A 20,195-nucleotide genomic window follows, 5' to 3' on the forward strand; every position below is an offset into this window, starting at 1 on the left:
CGATCGGACTCAGTTGCAGCTATTTGGCTGAATTTTGTCTTTTAAGAAGTGTTTCGGACCCCAGAGGCGTTATTCGTTCCAAATATGCGCGATATGAGGGATTTTCGAGCCAATAGCGACTATAGAGTCCGATAGGTTCTCAAATGAGCCGAATTATGGCTAATAGCGACTATAGGGTCCGATAGACTTCACTCCTGTTTCCAATATCATTTGTCATAAGCTTGGCTTCTCGTTTATTGTGAATGTGATATTGAATCCCCCGTTGGCACTAACCTTCGATGTAATGACTGGAAGTTAACGGTGGATTCTCCTTAATCCTAAAGGGTACATTATTAGAAAATTCAATGCAGACAGGAGTGTAGATACGATGATTAAAGGTTTCGGAGGAATATTCTGGAGAACTAAGAATCTTGAAGCTACAAAAAAGTGGTACAGTGAGGTGTTGAAGCTTGACATAGAGAATTGGAATGGGACTGTGATAAAACCTCAAGTGGGAAATGAGACTATCTTTTCTTTCTTTACCGAGGATGACAGCTATTTTCCAACAGAACAACAAGTGATGTTAAATTTCCAAGTGCATGATCTAAACGAGACGATTAAGCATTTTGAACAGATTGGTGTACCTCTTGCAAAGAAAATAGAGATTAGTGAATTTGGAAAGTTTATTTGGATTGAAGACCCAGAAGGTCGACTGATCGAGCTTTGGGAGAAGTAAGGAGTTGCACATCTTTGCTATTGAGCTAACAGGTGCGTTAGTTTAATAAAAACTCAGTTCAACATCTAACTGTAAATGAATTAGGGATTAAAGTTGAATTAACTCCTTGGGTAATACTTCTTCAAAGCTTTCAGCTCCTTGGAAGAATTCATTAGCTTCTATCACCTGAGGTGCGGCGCTTGCGCTACATGTATGGCTAACAGAATACTATTGTTAACCCAAATAGGGAGCATACCATCTAGGTGTACTCCCTATTGCATTGAAGGAACTGGAAAATTAGTGCAACATTTCACCTATTAATAAAGTCAATAAAGATGTTATGAAATAAAATCATAAGAGCAGGTGGTAAATTGAATCTTCGTTTAATCACGTTAATATGTTTATTCACATTCGCGTTCTTTATTGCAAATGGACAAGATGCTAAAGCTTTATCCTGTGTCGAGATAGGAAGTCCCCAAGAAGCCCTAGAGGTCTACGGTGGAGCTATTTATGGTGAAGTAAAACAAATAAAGGTTGATTTGAAACAAGAAGGATTTGCGGGGCCAAAAGAGAAAATCAGATATATATTAGTGGATGTTGAACGAAGTTGGAATACTGAAGTTGACTCTCAAATTATTGTGGGAACAGACTACACTTGGGGTTTTGATTTTAAGAAAGGTAATAAATACTTAATATACATAAGCGAAGTGGATGGCGTAACAAGCAGTAGTCCATGCAGTTCAACCATTGAAATGAATAACCTTAACCAAGCAACAGAACTATTCGGTGAAGGACTTCGACCCAAACAGCAAGTACACATAGAATACAAGATGTGGTTAATGTTTGAGCAGGATACTGATTTGTATATCGTAATTGCAATAGTACTAGTAGTGATTTCAGTCATTTACCTGAGAGCAAGAAAGAAAAAGAGCTAAGTGTAATCTTATTGCACTAACGGTTAGGATAGTTCAAATAAAATTAAGAAAAAGATAGCTGAACTAATTACTATTTCATTCATAACATGTGAGGTGCGAGTTGAACTTAGTAGAAACGATCATAAAAAGATTTAACCTTAATGTATTAAGTATAGATAATGTTCCTGAGTCCTTTAGTTCACAAGTATACAAGCTGAATCTTACTAATGGAGAAACGGTGTATGCGAAGATCCCTTATAACAGGGATAAGCTATATCGCGAATATCGTATGCTTGAAATGTTGAGAGAGGTATTACCGGTTCCAAAAGTGTTAGACTTCTGGAGTGGGGATGACTTAATCTCTGGTGCATTACTTTTATCTGAGATTAAAGGTATACCATGTACAGGTGCTATTAACGATGAATTAGCATTTCAAATTGGGTTACTTCACGCAAACCTGCATGAAGTTAAAATGCCGGGATATGGTGTGGAAGGATTAGACGGTTTTCAATTTTCTAATCAGAACAATTGGAGACTTTATATAAGAAATAGCTTTGAAAAATTTATAGAACCTTGCAAGGAAGTCCTTGAGAGAGGACTTTTCGAAAAATGTATTAATTACTTTGAGGGTTCTTTCTCAGTTTTACCTCCTCCTGATGGCCCGTGTGTTGTTCATATGGATTTTCGACAAGGTAATATACTAACAAATAATAATATGGTTGTTGGAATTATTGATTTTGAGAGTGCACGGGGTGGATCCTCTGAAATTGATTTCACAAAAATTAACCGATATGTTTGGGAAGTGAATCCTCAAAGTAGAATTTCGTATAAAAAGGGATATTCAACAATTCGTCCTCTAATGGATTTGGAAACAATACTACCCTTTTATAATTTTTACGATGCTTTTAGTGCTGTTGTCTGGTGTAAAAATAGAGGGATTGAAAAGAACAGGGCGTTCCTAAAGGAAAGTATTTCTGTATTGCAGAAATCCGTAGGTTGTTGAAATTACGGGACACGTTAGTTTGCGAAGGATATTCCTTGTTTTACGGAGGAGATGATAATCTGAAACTATTTATTGATTGGCTAAACCGCAATCGAATACGTCGATGCGAAGCCTGTAACACTGAGCTTAATATTTATTCATATTTCTCCGATGAATCGCAGATTTTGTACTGTGTTGCATGCAATAGGTATTATATTAGGGCGGACAAAAGCTCTCCCATATTTAAGTATGAAGTTTCCGAGGGGCTTTTAAAGATATGGGAAATGGACCCTTATCATTGTTATTATACAGGGATTCCAATTAGCGAAGCATACGAGCCGAAGTGGATTAAATTTCTCCGTAAAATATTAAGATAACAGGAAACGATAGTTAAATAACGAGTTAAGACGACGAGCTACCTGCATTATGGGTAACTTTGTTACGTTAGCGGACATGATAGTGAATAAAGGATAGAATGATAGAGAAGGGCGAAGATTAGATTGGTAGTAGCTGTCGAATTGTAATGTTGCAACGATGAATATAATAGCCCAAGAAGATTTTCGTCCAGCTGGTTGAACTTACTCCAGCTGGTGCAGAAATATTGGGTGCTATCTACGAACAATATCCTGAGTGGAACCAGCATCTAATAACTAAACTTGTACTTGTACCAGAGCAATGGGATAAGATAGCAGACTCTATTGACAATTTCATGCTAACTTTTGAAAAAAACAGAAAATCGAAATGGGGAGTGTGTTTATGGAAAATATATACAACAAATTACATACCGCAGAAATACTGAGCCGTATCGAGAATTTAAGTCCAAATTCTAAACCGCAATGGGGAAAAATGAATGTTGCTCAAATGTTGGCTCACTGTTCTGCATTTCAAGACATCGCAATTGGAAACTCCTTTCCCCCTAGAAATTGGCTAGGAATGCTAATAGGAAGTTTTATAAAATCTATTTTTTATAATGACAAGCCGGTACCACACAATATGTCAACAATTCCGACCATACTTATTTTAGATGACAGAGATTTTGGGAAAGAAAAAGAAATACTGAAACAAAAGATTTTAATTTTTCAAAGTAACGGTCCGGAAAAATGTTCATCCCATCCACATCCTTTTTTCGGAAAATTCACTCCGGAGCAATGGGGTAAAGGGATTTATAAACATCTAGACCATCATTTAAGACAATTTGGTGGTTAGTATTTTTTCGCAATGAACAATAATATATTATTGACATAAAATCCCTATTACTTTATATTGTATCTAATTACATTGCAATCAAATGCGACGAAGAGGACAAGTAAATCCGGATATGTCGATCAGAGAACTGCCGGTTGGTGCGAGGCAGTGGACACCCGAATCGAACAATCGCCTCAGAGCTGGCTCCCGAAATCATAGTAGGCGGGCCCGGGATTCTGCCGTTACAAAGAAGTATCGTTGTTGGACGATGGCAGAGAGGGTGTATTCACGAATACACTAATCAGGGTGGTAACGCGGAATCTACTCCGTCCCTAATGGGACGGAGTTTTTTGCGTTCATATAAATAAATAAGGAGGAGTAACGATGTTCCAAACAATCAATGTTTCCGATCGCATACTAAGCCAGGATATGTTTATTGCTGATGAGGTTCAATACAACCTGATTCACCTTATTTGCGAGTCGAAGAGTTCTAGATGCTTAAAAGATTCTGGTGAAACAATGATCTATGCCCAGTCAACGGGACATAACGCATGGCTTTGGAGTTCTAAGGAGATTGCCGAGGATAAGAAGATCGTTCTCTACGAAGAACTTATAGAATTCCTTAAAGGGACAACATTATCGGGAGTATCTGGAGAACCAAAAACAACAGAACGTTTTGCGCAGCTGTATTCTCAGGCAAATAATCTTCAATATGAGTCCACGATGACTATAGAATCTTATTTCTGTACAGATCCAAAGAAACCTTTGAACGTAAAGGGAATAATGCAACAAGCAACGAGAAAAAATGTGGCCATTGTAGCAGAATTTTTGGCGGGTTTCTCAGAGGGGGCTTATGGGATTACGGTGAACCCAGAAACTAAAATTCTAGATGCCAAGAGGATGATTGAGACAGGTGACTTGTATTTATGGTTTGTAGACGATAAACCTGTATCGATGGCGTACATTGCACATCGGTCGGCAAGATATTCCAGATTAAATGCGGTATACACACCTCCGTCTTGCAGGAAAAAAGGTTATGCAAGTGCACTAGTAGCAGAGTTATGTTCTGTTCTTTTATCGGAGGATTTAGTGCCCATGCTTTATGCTGATTTAAAGAATCCTGACTCCAATAAGGTTTATCGAAATATTGGTTTTGTGGAAAGCGGAAAGATTGTTGACATCAAGTTCAAATAGGCACGAAAGGGCTACCGCAAGGTAGTCCTTTTTCTATGATCAATATGTTACTTGGCATTACTTTTATACAATTTAACATAGTTTGTAAGTTCAGCTATCGCGAAAAATTGCTTCGTTAATTGAGAATTCAATTTTTGTAAGGCAAGCTGAAAGGATACCTCCACTTTTTTGTAGTTATGTGTTTCTATTTCATTCAAAAGCTGTTTCATATTCTCGATATAATAAACGGTTTTCCTTAAACTGCTGATAAGAATAATTTTTCTTAATTCCGTTAAAGTGAAGACTCTGTAGCTATTATCTTTGTTCCTATTCGAAGAGATTAGCCCTTCTTGTTCCCAATGCCGAATAGCTGATGGATTAACTCCTGCCATTTGTGCAACTTCACCAATCGTCATTGAATCTGTTACAGTTAAATCTTTGTATTTTGATAAATCAACATCCCGAAACATGCGTAAAACTTCCTCTAACCTTTCTTTTTCCACTTGGGTCTTATGTTGCTCTTGATTGATTGCCCAAAGAGCAGACTCCATCTGCTGGCCTTTAATCTTCCTCATCACATCGTACACAACCGGAATTTCATATCCCTGCAATAATGCGCGAATGGTAATAAAAGCTTGTACATGGATGGAAGTGTAACATCTGCGGTTGCTGGCGGTCCTTGATACATCTGGAATTAAGTCTTGATCTTCGTATCTCCTTAAAGTAGTGGTACTCACATTTAATTGCTTAGCTATCAGTGTAGGTGTATATATCTCTTCCATAATCATCATCGCCCCGAAACATTAAAGTTGAACCTTCAAGTGCTACAACAATATTAAATCGAATTTAGGCAGATATATCAAGGGAGGTAAAGGGATAAACCGAAAGATTGCATGAATGTTATATGATACTTTTATAGAACACAAAGGAGTGAGTTCATTGAAAAAGATAATACAATTAGCAAACCAATCAGAAATAGAAGTAGGTATGGCAGGGCTTCCAGATCGTCCAACCATCATGTTACCCATCGCTAAAAAATCTGTGTACAATCAAGAAGCAGAAAACTTAAAGCTATGGGGAGTAGATCCCGAATTAGGTAAACATTTTGTTGAAGGATTAGCGGACACTTTTCAAGTGCTTTATTTCGATTATGAAGGTCATCTATTTCAACATCCAGTGGAAAATCTAACAGCAGATCATATTGTGAAGGATCTTCTCCACATTGCGGATGAAATGAATGTTACAAGCTTTAGTTACTACGGTTATTCCTGGCTTGCGTTGATTGGATTGCAAATGGCTATAAGAACAGATCGCTTGGAGAGTTTGGTAATGGGAGGTTTTCCACCCTATAATGGCCCCTATCAAGAAATGAGGGTTGTGACCCATAAAACACATACACAAGCTTTGAGTAACCAAAATGAATCTGTGGAAAGCCCTGCTGGACCGGATAATCCAAACGAAATGGATTGGGACAATATAAAGGTTACCATAGATACCCGTGTTACAGCACAATTTGTCTCCCTATACCAGAGCCTCACAGCCTTTGATGATCGCAGAATTCAACATTTGCCTAGTCTCCCTAAACTAGCTTTTGCAGGTGGAAATGATACGATCGTATACGGTGAAAATTTCGGGAGCGTTACCGTTGACATCGTCGGGTTGTTAAAAAAGAATAAGGAGCAGTTGGCGGATTTAGGCTGGGATGTTGAAATCCTTTCGGGAGCCCAGATGGACCATACAAAAGCTATGCAGCCAGCAGTAGTTGTACCACTGATTAAGCCATGGTATATGAACGTGTTACTAAAAAATACTGGATTGTAATTGTGGCAGATACAAAAATCCAGTGAATTAGGTATCCCAAAAGAACAATACTTTTTAGGGTAAAATCTTTAATTTGAAGAGATTAAATAGTAAACGATCTATGATAAGATTCCATATGTAATCGCTTACATTAATATATATGGAAGGAAGTGATGTTGCGAATCTGCCCCAACAAGAAATTGCTCGACTACTAGAAATACAGACAAGCAGTATGTAGGTATGTAGTGACAAAAAAATTTCAGGAGGTAGATTATGTTTAAATTTAACAAGAAAATCGTGACTGTAATTATGGCCGCTTCAATGAGTTTCAGCTTGTTTGCAGCAACCTCAAGTGCAGCGACAGACTATTGGCAAAATTGGACCGATGGTGGCGGGACAGTAAATGCTACTAATGGATCTGGTGGGAATTACAGTGTTACATGGTCAAATACTGGTAACTTTGTTGTTGGTAAAGGTTGGAATACTGGATCCCCATCTAGAACAATAAACTACAATGCAGGCGTCTGGGCACCATCCGGCAATGGGTATTTAACTCTTTATGGGTGGACGAGAAACTCCCTCATAGAATATTACGTCGTTGATAGTTGGGGCACTTATAGACCTACTGGAACCTATAAAGGTACCGTGACTAGTGATGGAGGCACATATGATATATATACGACTACGAGAACGAACGCCCCTTCTATTGATGGTACGGCAACCTTCACACAGTTTTGGAGTGTAAGACAATCCAAGCGAGCAACGGGAGGCAATGTCGCGATCACTTTTGCCAACCACGTTAATGCTTGGAAAAGTTACGGAATGAATCTGGGCAGCAGTTGGTCTTACCAGGTATTAGCGACAGAAGGATATCAAAGTAGCGGAAGCTCAAACGTAACAGTGTGGTAATAACAGGTTATCTATAAGTAATCACTATCATTGCTAAGGTTGTCGGTCCACAACCGGCAGCCTTAGATCATTCTAGATCATTCAGCAAATGATACTTAACTACATACCAGTGGTTGGAAAGGAGATATATCCATGAGAAAACTATTAATTTCTCTTTTAATAGTTGTTGCTATCAGCGCTTGTTCGCAAGAAAAGCCTGAACAGAAGGATACTTATGTATTGGTCAAAGGTGGAAATTTCATTAACACAAATTCCAACTACAAAAGTACAACTATATCAAATTTCTATATCGGCCAATATGAAGTTACTCAGAAAGAGTGGGTTGAAATAATGGGAAGCAACCCTTCAGCATTCAAAGACGACAACTTGCCAGTAGAAATGGTTAACTGGTATGACGTAATAGATTACTGTAATAAAAGAAGTATAAAAGAGGGGCTCAAACCCTATTACAATATAGATAAAAATAAAAAAGATCCGAATAATAAAAGTGATAACGATACTTTAAAATGGACAGTAACACTCAATGCAGGAGCTAATGGTTACCGATTGCCTACAGAAGCAGAGTGGGAATATGCTGCGGGTGGAGGACAGTTGAGCAAAAGTTACACCTACAGTGGAAGCAATAAAGCAGATGAAGTAGCATGGTATTGGCAAAACGCTGGAGACAAATTCTTATCAGGAGATTGGAACTGGCCGATCATAGAAAACAACCATAACAAAACAAAATCTATTGGTGGCAAAAAACCTAATGAGCTAGGTCTTTACGATATGTCAGGGAATGTTAGGGAATGGTGTTGGAACTGGTACGGAGATATAGATAGTAAGAGCGGTTCTTTCCGGGTTGTAAAGGGTGGCGGGTGGATCGGCGGCATTAACAACAACGAGATTTCATTTCGGGGAAAGTTCGAAGCGAATGGTATGGGTCCTGATCAAGGTTTTCGAGTGATTCGTGGTGAGTAGACGGGAACAAGACATACCAAGTATAATCGGAAAAAGCTGAAAAGGGTTTGATTAATATACAAGCTTTGCGCTCGAATATAATCAAACCCCAATATGTATGTTGCTATATTTCTTCGATCATTTGGATTAATTTTGACAACGCACTAGTAAAAACCGCGTTCCGGCGATACACAAACCATACCTGCAAATCTCGATATCCTTCAGGCAGACGGTGGGAAGTAATTACTCCCGCCTCTTCGGCCTTAGAGATCGAAGATTGGGGCAGCATAGACACGCCGAGTCCAGCGGAAACCCCACTTAGAATTACATCTAACGTTCCGTATTCCATAATCTTATAAGAGCTCATCCCGCTTTCATTTAGGAAACTCTCAGCTTTGGCACGATGTGTACATCCGACGTCGAAAAACAACATTGGCTTTGTAAGCAATTCGCGCATATCGCTCTTACCTGGTTGTGAGATAAGCACCAGCTCCTCTTCGAAAGCAACTACATGTTCTATATCAGGCTGGTCAATGGGTCCATAAACAAAGGCTCCATCTAGTTGGTAATCAAGCACTTTTTGTAAGAGTTTATGCGTTTCTCCCGTTATAAGCGATAGATTAACATCGGGATATCGTAAGTGATATTCGGTTAGCAGAGGCGTTAGATGAGTAGCCGCTGTTGTTTCGATGGAACCTAAACGGAGCGGACCAGTAGGGTGCTCAGAGTATTGTGTGGTTATTACAGCCTCGTCCATTAGTAATAATATTTTGTCTGTATATGCCAGTAAGTTCTCACCTGCCGGCGTTAACGTCATCCCTCGATTGGATCGGCGAAATAGGGGGATTTTCAGCTGAGCTTCTAGATACTGAATCCGGTTTGTCACATTTGACTGGACATAATTTAAGACTTGAGCAGCCTTCGTTATGCTACCCTCGCGAGCAACCGCTTGAAATATTCTCAAATCTCCACTTTCCATTTCCTTTGCACCTTCTTGGTATGATGATTTATGATAGTCACCTTCAGTTTTGATCATTTTACTGGATTACACCCACTATGTAAAATTTATTATAGATTCATTAATAACAACTTGAGGAAGGGGCTTGGATGATGAAAGCCATTGTACATGCTGGAGAAGGTGGCCTGAAGGGCTTGAACTATAAAGAGATTATGGATAAAAGACCGGGGATTGGAGAAGTGAAGGTTAGGTTAAAGGCTGCAGGGCTGAACCACAGGGACTTGTTTATCATGGATGACAGAACAAAACAGGATACTCCTTTGATTATCGGCTCTGATGGCGCGGGGAGAATTGAAGCAATAGGTGAAGGTGTACTTGATCATAATGTTGGTGAAGATGTCATCATTAATCCGTGCATCGGATGGGAATATGCCGACAATGTTCCTAACGTTCCAGCCATTATAGGGGGACCTTCAGAGGGTACATTCGCTGAGTCAATCATCATTCCAGCGCAAAATGCCGTCAGCAAGCCAGCTTACCTGTCATGGGAAGAAGCCGGCGTGCTGCCCTTATCAGCCTTAACAGCCTATCGGGCGCTGTTTACTAGAGGCTGCTTAAAGAAAGGTGAACGCGTTCTTATACCTGGCATTGGTGGTGGGGTTGCGACTTATGCCATGATGATGGCTTCAGCGGTGGGTGCACGTATCAGTGTCACTTCACGCAGTGAATCGAAAAGACTAGCTGCACTCGCTCATGGAGCTGACCATGCTTTTGACAGTCATAGCAATTGGAAGGAAAGCATGAATGGAGACACCGTTCATCTCATCCTCGACAGCATTGGGCCTGCGACGTTCCCACATTACTTTGATATTATTAAACCCAATGGACGTATTGTCACGTTAGGTGCAAGCTCAGGAGATCGAATGGAAATCCCGACGCGAGCCATATTTTTCCCGCAAATTAGTATCATAGGTAGCTCAATGGGAAGTAGTGAAGAGTTTGCGGATATGCTTCAGTTTATGGAACATCATTCGATTCGACCTATCATTGATCGAGTGTATCCTTTACAAGACACAGTTCAGGCATTTCACCGAATGCAGCAGGGAGAACAATTTGGTAATATTGCGATAAGAATAGAATGAGCTGAGTCCCTTATAACTGGAATTCAAATGCCAAATATATCGATTTCGGAGACAGGAAACCACTTCTTCGAAGCCACATCTTTAAAAAACACTTGAATAGTGTAGGTGCCCTTTGTATTAAAGGAATATGTATACTCGTTGGTTTTGAACCAAAAGTTTTCTTCGCTGTTCTTAATTTGTTGAGCATCAATGGTTTCTGTTTTGTCCGCAGGATCGGTGATCACAACCTTAATATCTGAAATTTCTGCTTTTAAATGATCCACCTGTAATAGAGTAGAAAATGCAAAACGTGACGGGCTTTTTACTTTACCAAAAATCTCTCCATTATTATCGAGCATAACCATGTTTATATTAGGCTTGTAGATTCGAACCGTTTTACCTGATTCATCCAAGGCGAATAGTGCAAATAAATCTTTAGACAACTGTTCAGTCGTCAAGGAAATCGAACCTTCGGATAATATTGCGGGCTGTTTTTGAAGCACATTATTCAAATATAATGATACTTCAGATGAGCCAGCTGCAGCATAAATCACGGTTCCCGGTAAAATCATGATGCAAAATCCTAAAAGAATCAGCTTCCTTAATTTTCTCAATGATTTTCCCTCCTATAGAGCCTTATGTTAATTATACCCATAAGATGGAAGATAGTTTCTTTTACACAATTAATAAAATAAAAGAAGGTCAGTAGAGGGAACTACCCTAACCTGATCTTCTTGGTGTTAAATGAAAGAGTTATTTTTTCTCAGGAGCCAGGATAAGAATGTAACAAAACATTGTGGCATAAAAATAGCATTGGGACTAGATTTCATTTGACAGAGGAGATGTGTTTGGTAAAATTATACATAGGTTTTATTAATAGGAGGTTAGCAATGGATATCGCCATTGAGTTAATTGAAAGTATGTTAGTCAAATTTAGATCGGAAAAGAAATGGACGCTCCAAGCAATCGAGCAATGTACCCAAGAGGATATTACATGGTCCCCAACCGTGGAAAGTAACAGTATTGCAAATTTGGTTGCTCATATTAGCGGGGCAGTACACTCACGAATTGAAACCATCCTTTTAGATATTCCGGATACTAGAGATAGGGAGAGGGAGTTTGAAAGAGGCCTAGAAATGACAAAAGAACAAGCCATAACCATGACCAGGGATGCTTTTGATATTATCATCCAATATCTTGAACGGCTCCAATCTAACCCGGAGTTATTGATGTCACAACCCTTTCTTAATTTACCACCACTTACATATAGCCAAGTAAATAACGAGACTACTGCTCTTAATCTCATGATAGCGATGGTGAGAGAAGTCCATTATCATACAGGCCAAATCATTTATGCAGCAAAAATAAGAAAGGGACAGCTTGTATGGCAATGATAGTTTAACTAGAGGAACGATACATACAATAACAAAGGACTGCCGAGAGGCAGTCCTTTGTTCACTCTAACTAGAATCCCCTTACACTGCTAGGTGTTACTTTTTTATGCTTTTTGAAGGTTCGGCTGAAATAGTAGATATCGCTGAAGCCAGTAGTGGTAGCGATTTCAGAAATCGTTAGCTGGGTATGGCGGAGCAAATAATCTGCACGGTCTAAACGGACAGCATTTACATATTCCGATATCGTATGCCCAGTTAGTTCCTTAAAGAGACGACTGAAATGGAAGCGGCTTAGACCCGTTAGCGACGCAAGTTCGTCAACTTGAATCGGCTCCTGGTAATGGGTATCGATATAACGCAAAACAGGTGCGAAGCGTTCAACGGTCTGAATACGCCTCTCTTGCTCAGCCTGTGAGAGTACGGTGACGATATGTCTGCGCAACAACAGCGTTAGCAGGCGGTATAACTCGGATTTGACAGCCAGCTCGTAACCAAATTCGCGACGTTCCAGTTCCCGGATAATCGCCAACACACAGTCTGTAATATGTTGATCCCCCCGGATATGGTTACGTAACAGCAGCTGGTTCCGCTGAATCGGGGCGATGAACTTGGTTTCGGCAGCATCGCTTACCGCACTATGCAGCAAAGAAGTATCTGCAATAATCGCATAATACAATAAATCAGAAGAAGCGCTTACCCCATAATGCAGCTCGTTGCTGTTCACAGCAACTAAATCGCCAGTTCGAACGTTGATCGGTGTTCGTCCGCACTCAAAAACAGCCTCACCACTTTCAATAAATATAAACTCAAGATGCTCATGCCAGTGATGTGGGAACAACATAACTCCTTCTTGGTTGAAACGCTGGGTATGTACTTTAATCGGAAACTCGGGATCCGGCATGTCCATGGGTTCCTGTAGATGTTTATCATAGTCCAACATTTATAGACTGCACCTCCTATAGCACAATTGTACAAATGAAACCGCAAGGCTCTGCATGGTGTTTAGGGTTGAAATCATTATAATACGAATCATAACCTATGCAAAATAAAGGAGCGAGTGTTAATGGATAAGATCAAAATTGGCGTGATAGGTACGGGCTCTATCTCCGGCATGCACTTAAGTGCTTATCGGAATAATCCGCAGACAACCATATATGCGGTATGTGATCTGAATGAAGAGCGTGCACGCGAAGTTGCTACAGAATATAACGTCGAGAAGGTATACACGGATTATCGTGAACTACTGGCCAATTCCGAAATAGATGCAGTCAGCATCTGCACATGGAACAACTCTCATGCCGAGATCAGCATTGCGGCGCTTGAGGCAGGCAAGCATGTGCTTGTGGAAAAGCCGCTTTGCCGTACGGTTGAAGAAGCGCTTCAGGTACAGCAAGCAGTGGAAAAGAGCGGCAAGATTTTGCAAGTAGGCTTTGTACGACGTTATGACTCCAATGCCCAGCTCCTTCAGACATTGGTGGAACAAGGAGAATTCGGCGAAATCTACTATGCAAAGGCAACGACGTTCCGTAGACTAGGCAATCCCGGCGGCTGGTTCAGTGATATTGAACGCTCAGGCGGCGGACCGCTGATCGATATTGGCGTCCATGTGATCGATCTTTGCTGGTATTTGATGGGCCGTCCGAATCCAGTATCGGTAAGTGCCAATACCTACCGGAAGCTCGGCAATCGTTCTAATATTAAGAATCTCTCTTTCTATAAAGCCGCGGATTACGACGCAGCGAACAATACGGTGGAAGATTTAGCAAATGCACTAATTCGCTTTGAGAATGGAGCTTCGCTGATGGTCGATGTCAGCTTTACACTGCATGCCAAAGAAGACGAGCGCTCAGTACGCCTGTACGGGGACAAGGGTGGTTTTGAAATCGATCCTGAGATAGTCATCGTTAAAGAACAGGCGGATACGATCGTCAATACCTATCCGCAGACTGATAATAAAGGATTTGAGTTCAACAGTGCATTCCAGAATGAAATTAATCATTTTGCGAGCAACATCAGTACCGGCTCTACACCGATTAGTCCTGTGCAAGACGGCGTTACAATCATGAAGGTACTCGGCGCGATCTATGAATCCGCAGCCAAAGGTGAAGAGGTGAAACTATGAAGTTAGGAATCAGCACTTACAGTCTGCATTCAGCTTTTTCGACGGGTGAGCTCACGCTTGAAGGAGTCATTGAGACGATCGCCGATCTGGGCGCAGAACATGCGGAGATTGTACCCTTGGGTATCAATTTGGTTGAAAATCCTGAGCTAATTGATCAGATTGTACGAACAGCAGCGGGTCGTGGACTAGAGTTATCCAATTATGCTATCGGGGCGAACTTTGCCGGGCTAGAGACAGCGGAAATGCAGCGGGAAGTCGAGCGGGTAAAGCGGGAAGTAGACGTGTGCGCGGCATTAGGCATTCAGCGGATGCGGCATGATGTAGCCTCCTCAAACGATCTATCCATCACGCATTTTTTGGAAGAGCTTCCACGTTTGGCTGAAGCCTGCCGAGAAATTGCCGATTATGCTTCAGGTTTGGGCATTACGACCAGTGTGGAGAATCATGGATACTTTATTCAGCACAGCGATCGTGTACAGGCGCTGGTTCATGCCGTAGGAAGAGACAACTTCCGTACAACACTCGACATTGGGAATTTCCTGTGCACAGATGAGAACCCGCTAATAGCTGTACCTAACAACATCAAGCTTGCTTCGATGGTGCATTTCAAAGATTTCTATATTCGTCCACAAGACCGCCAGCCTGGCGAAGGTTGGTTCCAATCCTCCGGTGGGAACTGGTTGAGAGGTGCCATCGTTGGTCAAGGAGACATCGACATGCCAAGTGTAATTCGAATCGTTAAAGAAAGCGGTTACGACGGATATATCTCTGTAGAATTTGAGGGAATGGAAGAGTGCCGTAAGGGAACAAGACTGGGGCTGGAATACATCAAGCGGGTTTGGAACCAAATCTAATTCATTATACTGGAGGATTATTGCCATGGTTAAGCCAATTATCACTAATAAAATCGGTGTTATCGTAGACAGCTTTCAGGTTGGAGTGAAAGAGGGATTGCGTAAGGCAAAAGAAGCTGGGGCAGATGGAGTTCAGATTTATGCGGTGCAAGGCGAATTTGATCCCGCTACTCTCTCTCAGTCAGCACGCCGTGAATGGAAGGATTACATTGCTTCGCTGGGTTTAGAAATCTCTGCCCTCGTTGGAGATTTAGGCGGACATGGCTTTCAGGATCCTGCCCAGAACCGTGCCAAAATTGAAAAGTCCAAGCGCATTATGGAGCTGGCTAAGGAGCTAGGTACAGATATCGTAACTACACATATCGGTATTGTTCCCTCTAACCCAGCCAGTAAAATTTATGAAACCATGCACATTGCCTGTGAGGAACTTAGCAGATATGCACATGAGATGAATTCTTATTTTGCGATTGAGACTGGGCCAGAACCCGCTGCACGTCTGAAGACTTTCCTCGACGGTCTGGGTTCCAGAGGGGTTTCCGTTAATTTTGATCCGGCCAATATGGTCATGGTGACTGGTGATGATCCGGTGCAAGGTGTTCATACTCTAAAAGATTACATTGTACACACCCATGCTAAAGATGGTCTCAAGCTTGCCGATATCGATCCGCGCGATGTTTACGGTCAATATGGTTATGAAGCACCAGCATTAGACCATGAGAAGATCGCTGAAATGGCCGAGACCGGCTCGGCATTCCGTGAAGTTCCGCTCGGAGCAGGTTCTGTTGATTGGAACAACTATCTGCAAGCGCTGAACGACATCGGTTATACAGGATTCCTGACCATAGAACGGGAGGTTGGCACTAATCCGGAGGAAGATATCCGCCAGGCTGTGAATTTTTTGAAGGGTTTTCGGGTCTGAACACGGTAGTAATAAAGATTAAATAGTTCATCCAAACAGTCCCTGTGAAAAAAGATCTTACATCCATTGGGACTGTTTGTGTTATAGAGTGTGCGGGAAAGACCTAGGACGGTAATGTTCTGAATTTGGAAAGAAGGTGTGACGATGACAGCAGAACGTTTACTCCTCCGCCGGGCGAAAGTCCTGAATGGAACGGAAATGGACATTGTCATAGCTGATGGCAACATAGTCCAGATAGTTCCCGGTGGCACCGCCGAAGAGCATGGGTTCAAGGTCGTGGAAGCCAATGGGGCGTATGTTTCTAGCGGCTGGATCGACTTACATGTACATGCGTTTGCAGAACTGAATCCGTATGGTGACGAGATCGATGAGATTGGAATCAGATGCGGCGTGACTACGCTCGTGGACGCAGGTAGCTGCGGAGCGGAGCGGATGGGTGAGCTGGCGGAGGCGGGGAAAAAGTCAGCAACGCAACTGCTAGCTTTTCTTAACATTTCAAAGATTGGCCTAATGCGAATTGACGAGTTGTCCCAACTAGAGTGGATTGATCATGAAAAGGTGCTTCAGGCGGTAGTTGCTTATCCAGAATTTATCGTAGGCTTGAAGGCCAGAATCAGCAAAAGCGTAGTGGGTGACAATGGCATTCAACCGCTTCATCATGCGCTGGAGCTCTCGGAGAAGACCGGGCTGCCGCTGATGGTACATATAGGCTCCGCACCGCCGGATATCCGTGAGGTTCTACCGCTACTTCAACGCAACGACGTGATAACCCATTATCTAAATGGTAAAAGCAACAATTTATTCGATAAGGAGAATCGACCGCTCCAGGTGCTAAAAGATGCTATTGAGCGTGGAGTTCACTTGGATGTGGGACATGGTACGGCTAGCTTCTCGTTCGCTGTGGCCGAGGCGGCCAAACAAAACGGTATTGATCCGGATACGATCAGCACGGACATATACAGAGGCAACCGTATGAATGGTCCCGTCTACTCCATGGCGAATCTGTTGAACAAATTCCTTGCACTGGGATATTCCCTTGAAGAAACAATTGCGCGGGTGACGAGCAGAGCAGCCCAGTGGCTGGGACGCCCGGAACTTGGGGAGATTCGGATCAATAACAAGGCGAATCTGACCCTTTTTCGTGTGACGGATGAGAAGATTGAGCTGGTAGATTCTGAGGGGGAACGCCGGGTAGCGCAGCAAACCATTCAAGCAATAGGGGTGATCATAGGTGACAAATACATGGAATGCGAAATACGGCCTGAAAAGAGTTATTAATGCAAGCGGCCGGATGAGCATCCTCGGGGTATCGGCACCGACCGATACGGTGATGGAAGCTATGCGTCAAGGCGGACAGAGTTATGTGGAAATCGCCGATTTGGTGGATAAAGCGGGAGATTATGTTGCACGTCATACAGGTTCTGAAGCAGCGGTGATCGTGAACTCGGCTTCCAGTGGAATTGCTTTATCCGTGGCGGCGCTGGTAACCCGCGGTAATATTCGTACAAGTCTGCGGCTCCATCAGGATAGCATTTTTAGAAATGAAATTGTAATGCTAAAAGGTCATAACGTACAATACGGTGCACCAGTGGAAACCATGGTTTATCTCGGTGGCGGTAAAGTGGTGGAAGCAGGTTATGCCAATGAAGGATGGGCGGAGCATTTGGCCGCTGCGATCTCGGATCAGACTGCAGCTATTTTGTACGTCAAATCTCATCATGCCGTTCAGAAGAATATGATCTCTGTAGAGGAAGCTTGGGCTGTGGCCCAAACTCATAACGTACCGCTTATAGTAGATGCTGCAGCGGAAGAGGATCTGCAAAAATATGTGCAAATATCCGATCTGGTCATTTACAGTGGCTCCAAAGCCATAGAAGGTCCAACATCCGGACTTGTGGCGGGAAAACGTCTTTATATTGAATGGCTGAAAGTGCAGCTTCACGGCATTGGACGCAGCATGAAGGTTGGTAAGGAAACATCCTTCGGCCTGATGCAGGCGTTGGATGAATATGCTCACAAGCAGGATACAAGCGAAAAGGAAAAAGCTACGCTCCAATTGCTGATGCCGCTCGACGGGCTTCCCGGAATTCGGGTAACTATCGTGCAGGATGAAGCAGGCCGGGCAATTTACCGTGGACGCATCCATGTGGACCCGAATCAGTGCGCAATAACAGCACTTGAGTTATCCCAGCAGCTTCAACAAGGTGAAGTGGCTATTTACACTAGAGACTATGGGGTAAGGCAAGGTTATTTTGATATTGATCCGCGTCCGCTAATGGGTGATGACATAGAAATGATTATAGCGAGGATAAGGGAATTGACAGGAGGGGTAAGCAATGTCTGAAATTAACAAGCGGTTCTATAAAGGTCGGGTGGCCTTAAACGTATTGGCTAAGGATATAGAAAATGCCAAAGAGGTGTTTACTGCCGCCGAAGGTTATGTACTGGTCGGTGTATTGTCCAAAGACTATGCAACGGTAGAGGAAGCCGTGCAGGCGATGGAGGCATATGGGCGGGAAATTGACGGTGCGGTATCGATAGGACTAGGCGCGGGTGATAATCGGCAAGCTGCTGTTGTTGCAGAGATTGTCAAATCCTATGCTGGCAGCCATATTAATCAGGTGTTCCCGGCAGTTGGTGCGACCCGTGCCAACCTTGGAGCGAAAGATAGTTGGATTAACAGCATGATCGCACCAACGGGACAACCTGGTTTTGTAAATATCTCCACCGGTCCGGCCAGTGCGGCACAATCTGTCCCAGCTGTAATTCCCGTAAACGCGGCGATTGCATTGGTTCGGGATATGGGCGGAAATGCTTTAAAGTATTTTCCGATGCAGGGGCTGAGCCGTAAAGCGGAGCTAATCGCTGTGGCCAAAGCCTGTGCGGAAGAGGGTTTTGCGCTGGAGCCGACCGGCGGTATCGATCTGGACAACTTTGAAGAGATCTTGTCCATTATATTGGAAGCAGGAGTGCCGCAGGTGATTCCCCATGTCTATACATCGATCATCGATCCGCAGAGCGGAGCAACGAGAGTGGCGGATATACAACAGCTGTATCGGACGATGAAAAAGCTGGCGGATCAATATGCCTAAACATATCGCCGCTTTTGGTGAAATAATGATGCGGCTACAGGTCCCAGGCTTTGAACTTTTATCTCAGGGTAACCTGCTGAAGTATTCCTTTTCCGGCACCGGCGTCAATGTACTGTCTGCATTGTCCCGATACGGACATAAAGGAAGCTTGGTGTCGAGGCTGCCTGCGAATCCTATTGGTGATGCAGCAACAGCCTATCTTCGGCGACTGGGCATCCAGCCCGAGCATATCCAGCGCGGGGGCTCAAGTATAGGGATGTACTTTCTTGAAAACGGATTCGGGGCTCGCCCCTCCCGAGTGACTTATTCCGGTCGCCCGGAGAGCAGCTTCAATACTGCTCCTCCGGGCACTTATCCATTCGCAGAGCTGGCAGACCTCGCGGATGCTGTTCATTTCTGTGGGATAACGCTGGCAATGAACGACGGTGTGCGAAAAGCGATGAAAACTTATGCAGAAACGGTTAAGCAGCGCGGTGGTCTAGTCGTTTTTGACTGCAATTACCGCCCATCGCTTTGGGGAGAGAGAGGCTATGAGCTGGCGCGTTTCCATTACGAAGACATGCTGCATTTGGCCGACATCGTGCTGATGAATGAAAAAGACGCAATGCTAATCCTTGGTATGAAGCCCGAGGGAACTTCAAGGGAAGAACAACTTCAGGAGCTAATTCCCGCAGTAGCTTCACGCTACAGTCTATGTACGATAGCAGGAACGCATCGGTCCATCCATGAAGATAACCGCCATTCGTTGCGCGGTTATATCTTCAAATCCGGTCGCTTCGCATATTCCGAGACCTTAAGCTTTCCGGTGCTTGATAGAGTCGGGGCTGGAGATGCATATGCCAGTGGTATAATTCACGGAGAGCTGGAAGGTTTTGATCCTCAGCATACTGTAGCCTTTGCGGCCACGGCCGGTATGCTAGCCCACACAGTAGAAGGAGATTCTCCGCTGGCCACCGAGCAAGAAGTTATTGGTGTGCTGACAGGTGCTGTAAGAGATATATTGAGATAAAGAAGAAGCTGCCTTACAGGAGAACAGGCCTGTGCGGTGGCTTTTTTTATCGCTACAGACACTGTAACTTTGCTCAGATCAAGAATCTGATCCAATGGCTACAGGCTAGATTTGGCTTATTTAGGTCTTT

21 protein-coding genes and 1 other annotated feature are annotated in these 20,195 nt (G+C 43.0%); of the genes, 17 read left to right on the plus strand and 4 right to left on the minus strand.

The features are described 5' to 3' along the window. Positions 1-367: 367 nt before the first annotated feature. The 5 genes from NSS82_RS16725 (at position 368) to NSS82_RS16745 (ending at position 4,969) form a co-directional block, all read left to right on the plus strand. Complete coding sequence (locus NSS82_RS16725; protein ID WP_036677331.1) at positions 368-715, plus strand: VOC family protein; 348 nt, start codon at positions 368-370, stop codon at positions 713-715. A gap of 350 nt (positions 716-1,065) precedes the next feature. Next, positions 1,066-1,629: a hypothetical protein gene (locus tag NSS82_RS16730; protein ID WP_038571086.1), complete on the plus strand. Its 564-nt coding sequence runs from the start codon at positions 1,066-1,068 to the stop codon at positions 1,627-1,629. Between the two features lie 100 nt (positions 1,630-1,729). Then, on the plus strand, positions 1,730-2,611 hold the full coding sequence (locus NSS82_RS16735; RefSeq protein ID WP_038571089.1) for a phosphotransferase: 882 nt from the start codon (positions 1,730-1,732) through the stop codon (positions 2,609-2,611). 735 nt (positions 2,612-3,346) lie between these two features. After that, complete coding sequence (locus NSS82_RS16740; RefSeq protein ID WP_036677324.1) at positions 3,347-3,796, plus strand: DUF1569 domain-containing protein; 450 nt, start codon at positions 3,347-3,349, stop codon at positions 3,794-3,796. 78 nt (positions 3,797-3,874) lie between these two features. After that, positions 3,875-4,112 (plus strand) — a binding site (T-box leader). A 47-nt stretch (positions 4,113-4,159) separates the two neighbouring features. Next, positions 4,160-4,969: a GNAT family N-acetyltransferase gene (locus tag NSS82_RS16745; protein WP_038571095.1), complete on the plus strand. Its 810-nt coding sequence runs from the start codon at positions 4,160-4,162 to the stop codon at positions 4,967-4,969. A 47-nt stretch (positions 4,970-5,016) separates the two neighbouring features. Here NSS82_RS16745 and NSS82_RS16750 read toward each other — a convergent pair whose 3' ends face one another. Next, positions 5,017-5,730 carry a MerR family DNA-binding transcriptional regulator gene (locus NSS82_RS16750; RefSeq protein ID WP_076099224.1) on the minus strand — a complete coding sequence of 238 codons (714 nt, stop codon included), beginning with the start codon at positions 5,728-5,730 and terminating at the stop codon, positions 5,017-5,019. Between the two features lie 115 nt (positions 5,731-5,845). On the opposite strand from NSS82_RS16750, the gene NSS82_RS16755 reads away from it, so the two are divergent. The 3 genes from NSS82_RS16755 to NSS82_RS16765 all read left to right on the plus strand — a co-directional run bounded on the left by NSS82_RS16755 (position 5,846) and on the right by NSS82_RS16765 (position 8,617). Next, positions 5,846-6,769 carry an alpha/beta fold hydrolase gene (locus tag NSS82_RS16755; RefSeq protein WP_340960237.1) on the plus strand — a complete coding sequence of 308 codons (924 nt, stop codon included), beginning with the start codon at positions 5,846-5,848 and terminating at the stop codon, positions 6,767-6,769. A gap of 252 nt (positions 6,770-7,021) precedes the next feature. Continuing rightward, positions 7,022-7,657 (plus strand): glycoside hydrolase family 11 protein, encoded by a 636-nt coding sequence (locus tag NSS82_RS16760; RefSeq protein ID WP_076272564.1) that lies wholly within the window; start codon positions 7,022-7,024, stop codon positions 7,655-7,657. A 132-nt stretch (positions 7,658-7,789) separates the two neighbouring features. Beyond that, a complete protein-coding gene (locus NSS82_RS16765) occupies positions 7,790-8,617 on the plus strand; it encodes a formylglycine-generating enzyme family protein (RefSeq protein ID WP_076272565.1) in 828 nt (275 codons plus the stop codon). Positions 8,618-8,720: 103 nt separating this feature from the next. Here the strand turns inward: NSS82_RS16765 and NSS82_RS16770 are convergent, their stop codons facing one another. Beyond that, positions 8,721-9,575, minus strand: a complete 855-nt coding sequence (locus tag NSS82_RS16770; RefSeq protein ID WP_038574483.1) for a LysR family transcriptional regulator — start codon at positions 9,573-9,575, stop codon at positions 8,721-8,723. Between the two features lie 131 nt (positions 9,576-9,706). Between NSS82_RS16770 and NSS82_RS16775 the strand changes: the two genes are divergently transcribed. Continuing rightward, on the plus strand, positions 9,707-10,696 hold the full coding sequence (locus NSS82_RS16775) for a quinone oxidoreductase family protein (protein WP_076099354.1): 990 nt from the start codon (positions 9,707-9,709) through the stop codon (positions 10,694-10,696). Between the two features lie 23 nt (positions 10,697-10,719). On the opposite strand, the gene NSS82_RS16780 is transcribed toward NSS82_RS16775, so the two are convergent. Next, positions 10,720-11,289, minus strand: coding sequence for a hypothetical protein (locus NSS82_RS16780; protein WP_076099221.1), 570 nt, complete (start codon positions 11,287-11,289; stop codon positions 10,720-10,722). A gap of 276 nt (positions 11,290-11,565) precedes the next feature. On the opposite strand from NSS82_RS16780, the gene NSS82_RS16785 reads away from it, so the two are divergent. Beyond that, positions 11,566-12,069, plus strand: a complete 504-nt coding sequence (locus tag NSS82_RS16785) for a DUF1572 family protein (RefSeq protein WP_036677310.1) — start codon at positions 11,566-11,568, stop codon at positions 12,067-12,069. A gap of 70 nt (positions 12,070-12,139) precedes the next feature. On the opposite strand, the gene NSS82_RS16790 is transcribed toward NSS82_RS16785, so the two are convergent. After that, positions 12,140-13,009: an AraC family transcriptional regulator gene (locus NSS82_RS16790; protein ID WP_076272566.1), complete on the minus strand. Its 870-nt coding sequence runs from the start codon at positions 13,007-13,009 to the stop codon at positions 12,140-12,142. Positions 13,010-13,132: 123 nt separating this feature from the next. Between NSS82_RS16790 and NSS82_RS16795 the strand changes: the two genes are divergently transcribed. The 7 genes from NSS82_RS16795 to NSS82_RS16825 all read left to right on the plus strand — a co-directional run bounded on the left by NSS82_RS16795 (position 13,133) and on the right by NSS82_RS16825 (position 20,065). Then, entirely contained in the window at positions 13,133-14,191 is a 1,059-nt protein-coding gene (locus tag NSS82_RS16795; protein ID WP_036677306.1) for a Gfo/Idh/MocA family protein, read from the plus strand. Continuing rightward, positions 14,188-15,045: a sugar phosphate isomerase/epimerase family protein gene (locus tag NSS82_RS16800; protein ID WP_076099219.1), complete on the plus strand. Its 858-nt coding sequence runs from the start codon at positions 14,188-14,190 to the stop codon at positions 15,043-15,045. Before NSS82_RS16795 ends, NSS82_RS16800 begins: the two co-directional genes overlap by 4 nt. 25 nt (positions 15,046-15,070) lie before the next feature. Continuing rightward, positions 15,071-15,964 (plus strand): sugar phosphate isomerase/epimerase family protein, encoded by an 894-nt coding sequence (locus tag NSS82_RS16805; RefSeq protein ID WP_036677301.1) that lies wholly within the window; start codon positions 15,071-15,073, stop codon positions 15,962-15,964. A 144-nt stretch (positions 15,965-16,108) separates the two neighbouring features. After that, positions 16,109-17,242, plus strand: a complete 1,134-nt coding sequence (locus NSS82_RS16810) for an amidohydrolase/deacetylase family metallohydrolase (RefSeq protein ID WP_076272567.1) — start codon at positions 16,109-16,111, stop codon at positions 17,240-17,242. Positions 17,243-17,255: 13 nt separating this feature from the next. After that, complete coding sequence (locus tag NSS82_RS16815) at positions 17,256-18,308, plus strand: DgaE family pyridoxal phosphate-dependent ammonia lyase (protein WP_370511305.1); 1,053 nt, start codon at positions 17,256-17,258, stop codon at positions 18,306-18,308. Then, positions 18,301-19,056, plus strand: a complete 756-nt coding sequence (gene dagF, locus NSS82_RS16820; RefSeq protein ID WP_036677295.1) for a 2-dehydro-3-deoxy-phosphogluconate aldolase — start codon at positions 18,301-18,303, stop codon at positions 19,054-19,056. Before NSS82_RS16815 ends, dagF begins: the two co-directional genes overlap by 8 nt. Continuing rightward, a complete protein-coding gene (locus tag NSS82_RS16825) occupies positions 19,049-20,065 on the plus strand; it encodes a sugar kinase (protein ID WP_076272569.1) in 1,017 nt (338 codons plus the stop codon). The genes dagF and NSS82_RS16825 overlap by 8 nt, the downstream gene beginning before the upstream one ends. Positions 20,066-20,195 lie beyond the last annotated feature (130 nt).

The organism is Paenibacillus sp. FSL H7-0735 (assembly GCF_038008505.1).
Lineage (GTDB): Bacteria > Bacillota > Bacilli > Paenibacillales > Paenibacillaceae > Paenibacillus_AQ > Paenibacillus_AQ odorifer.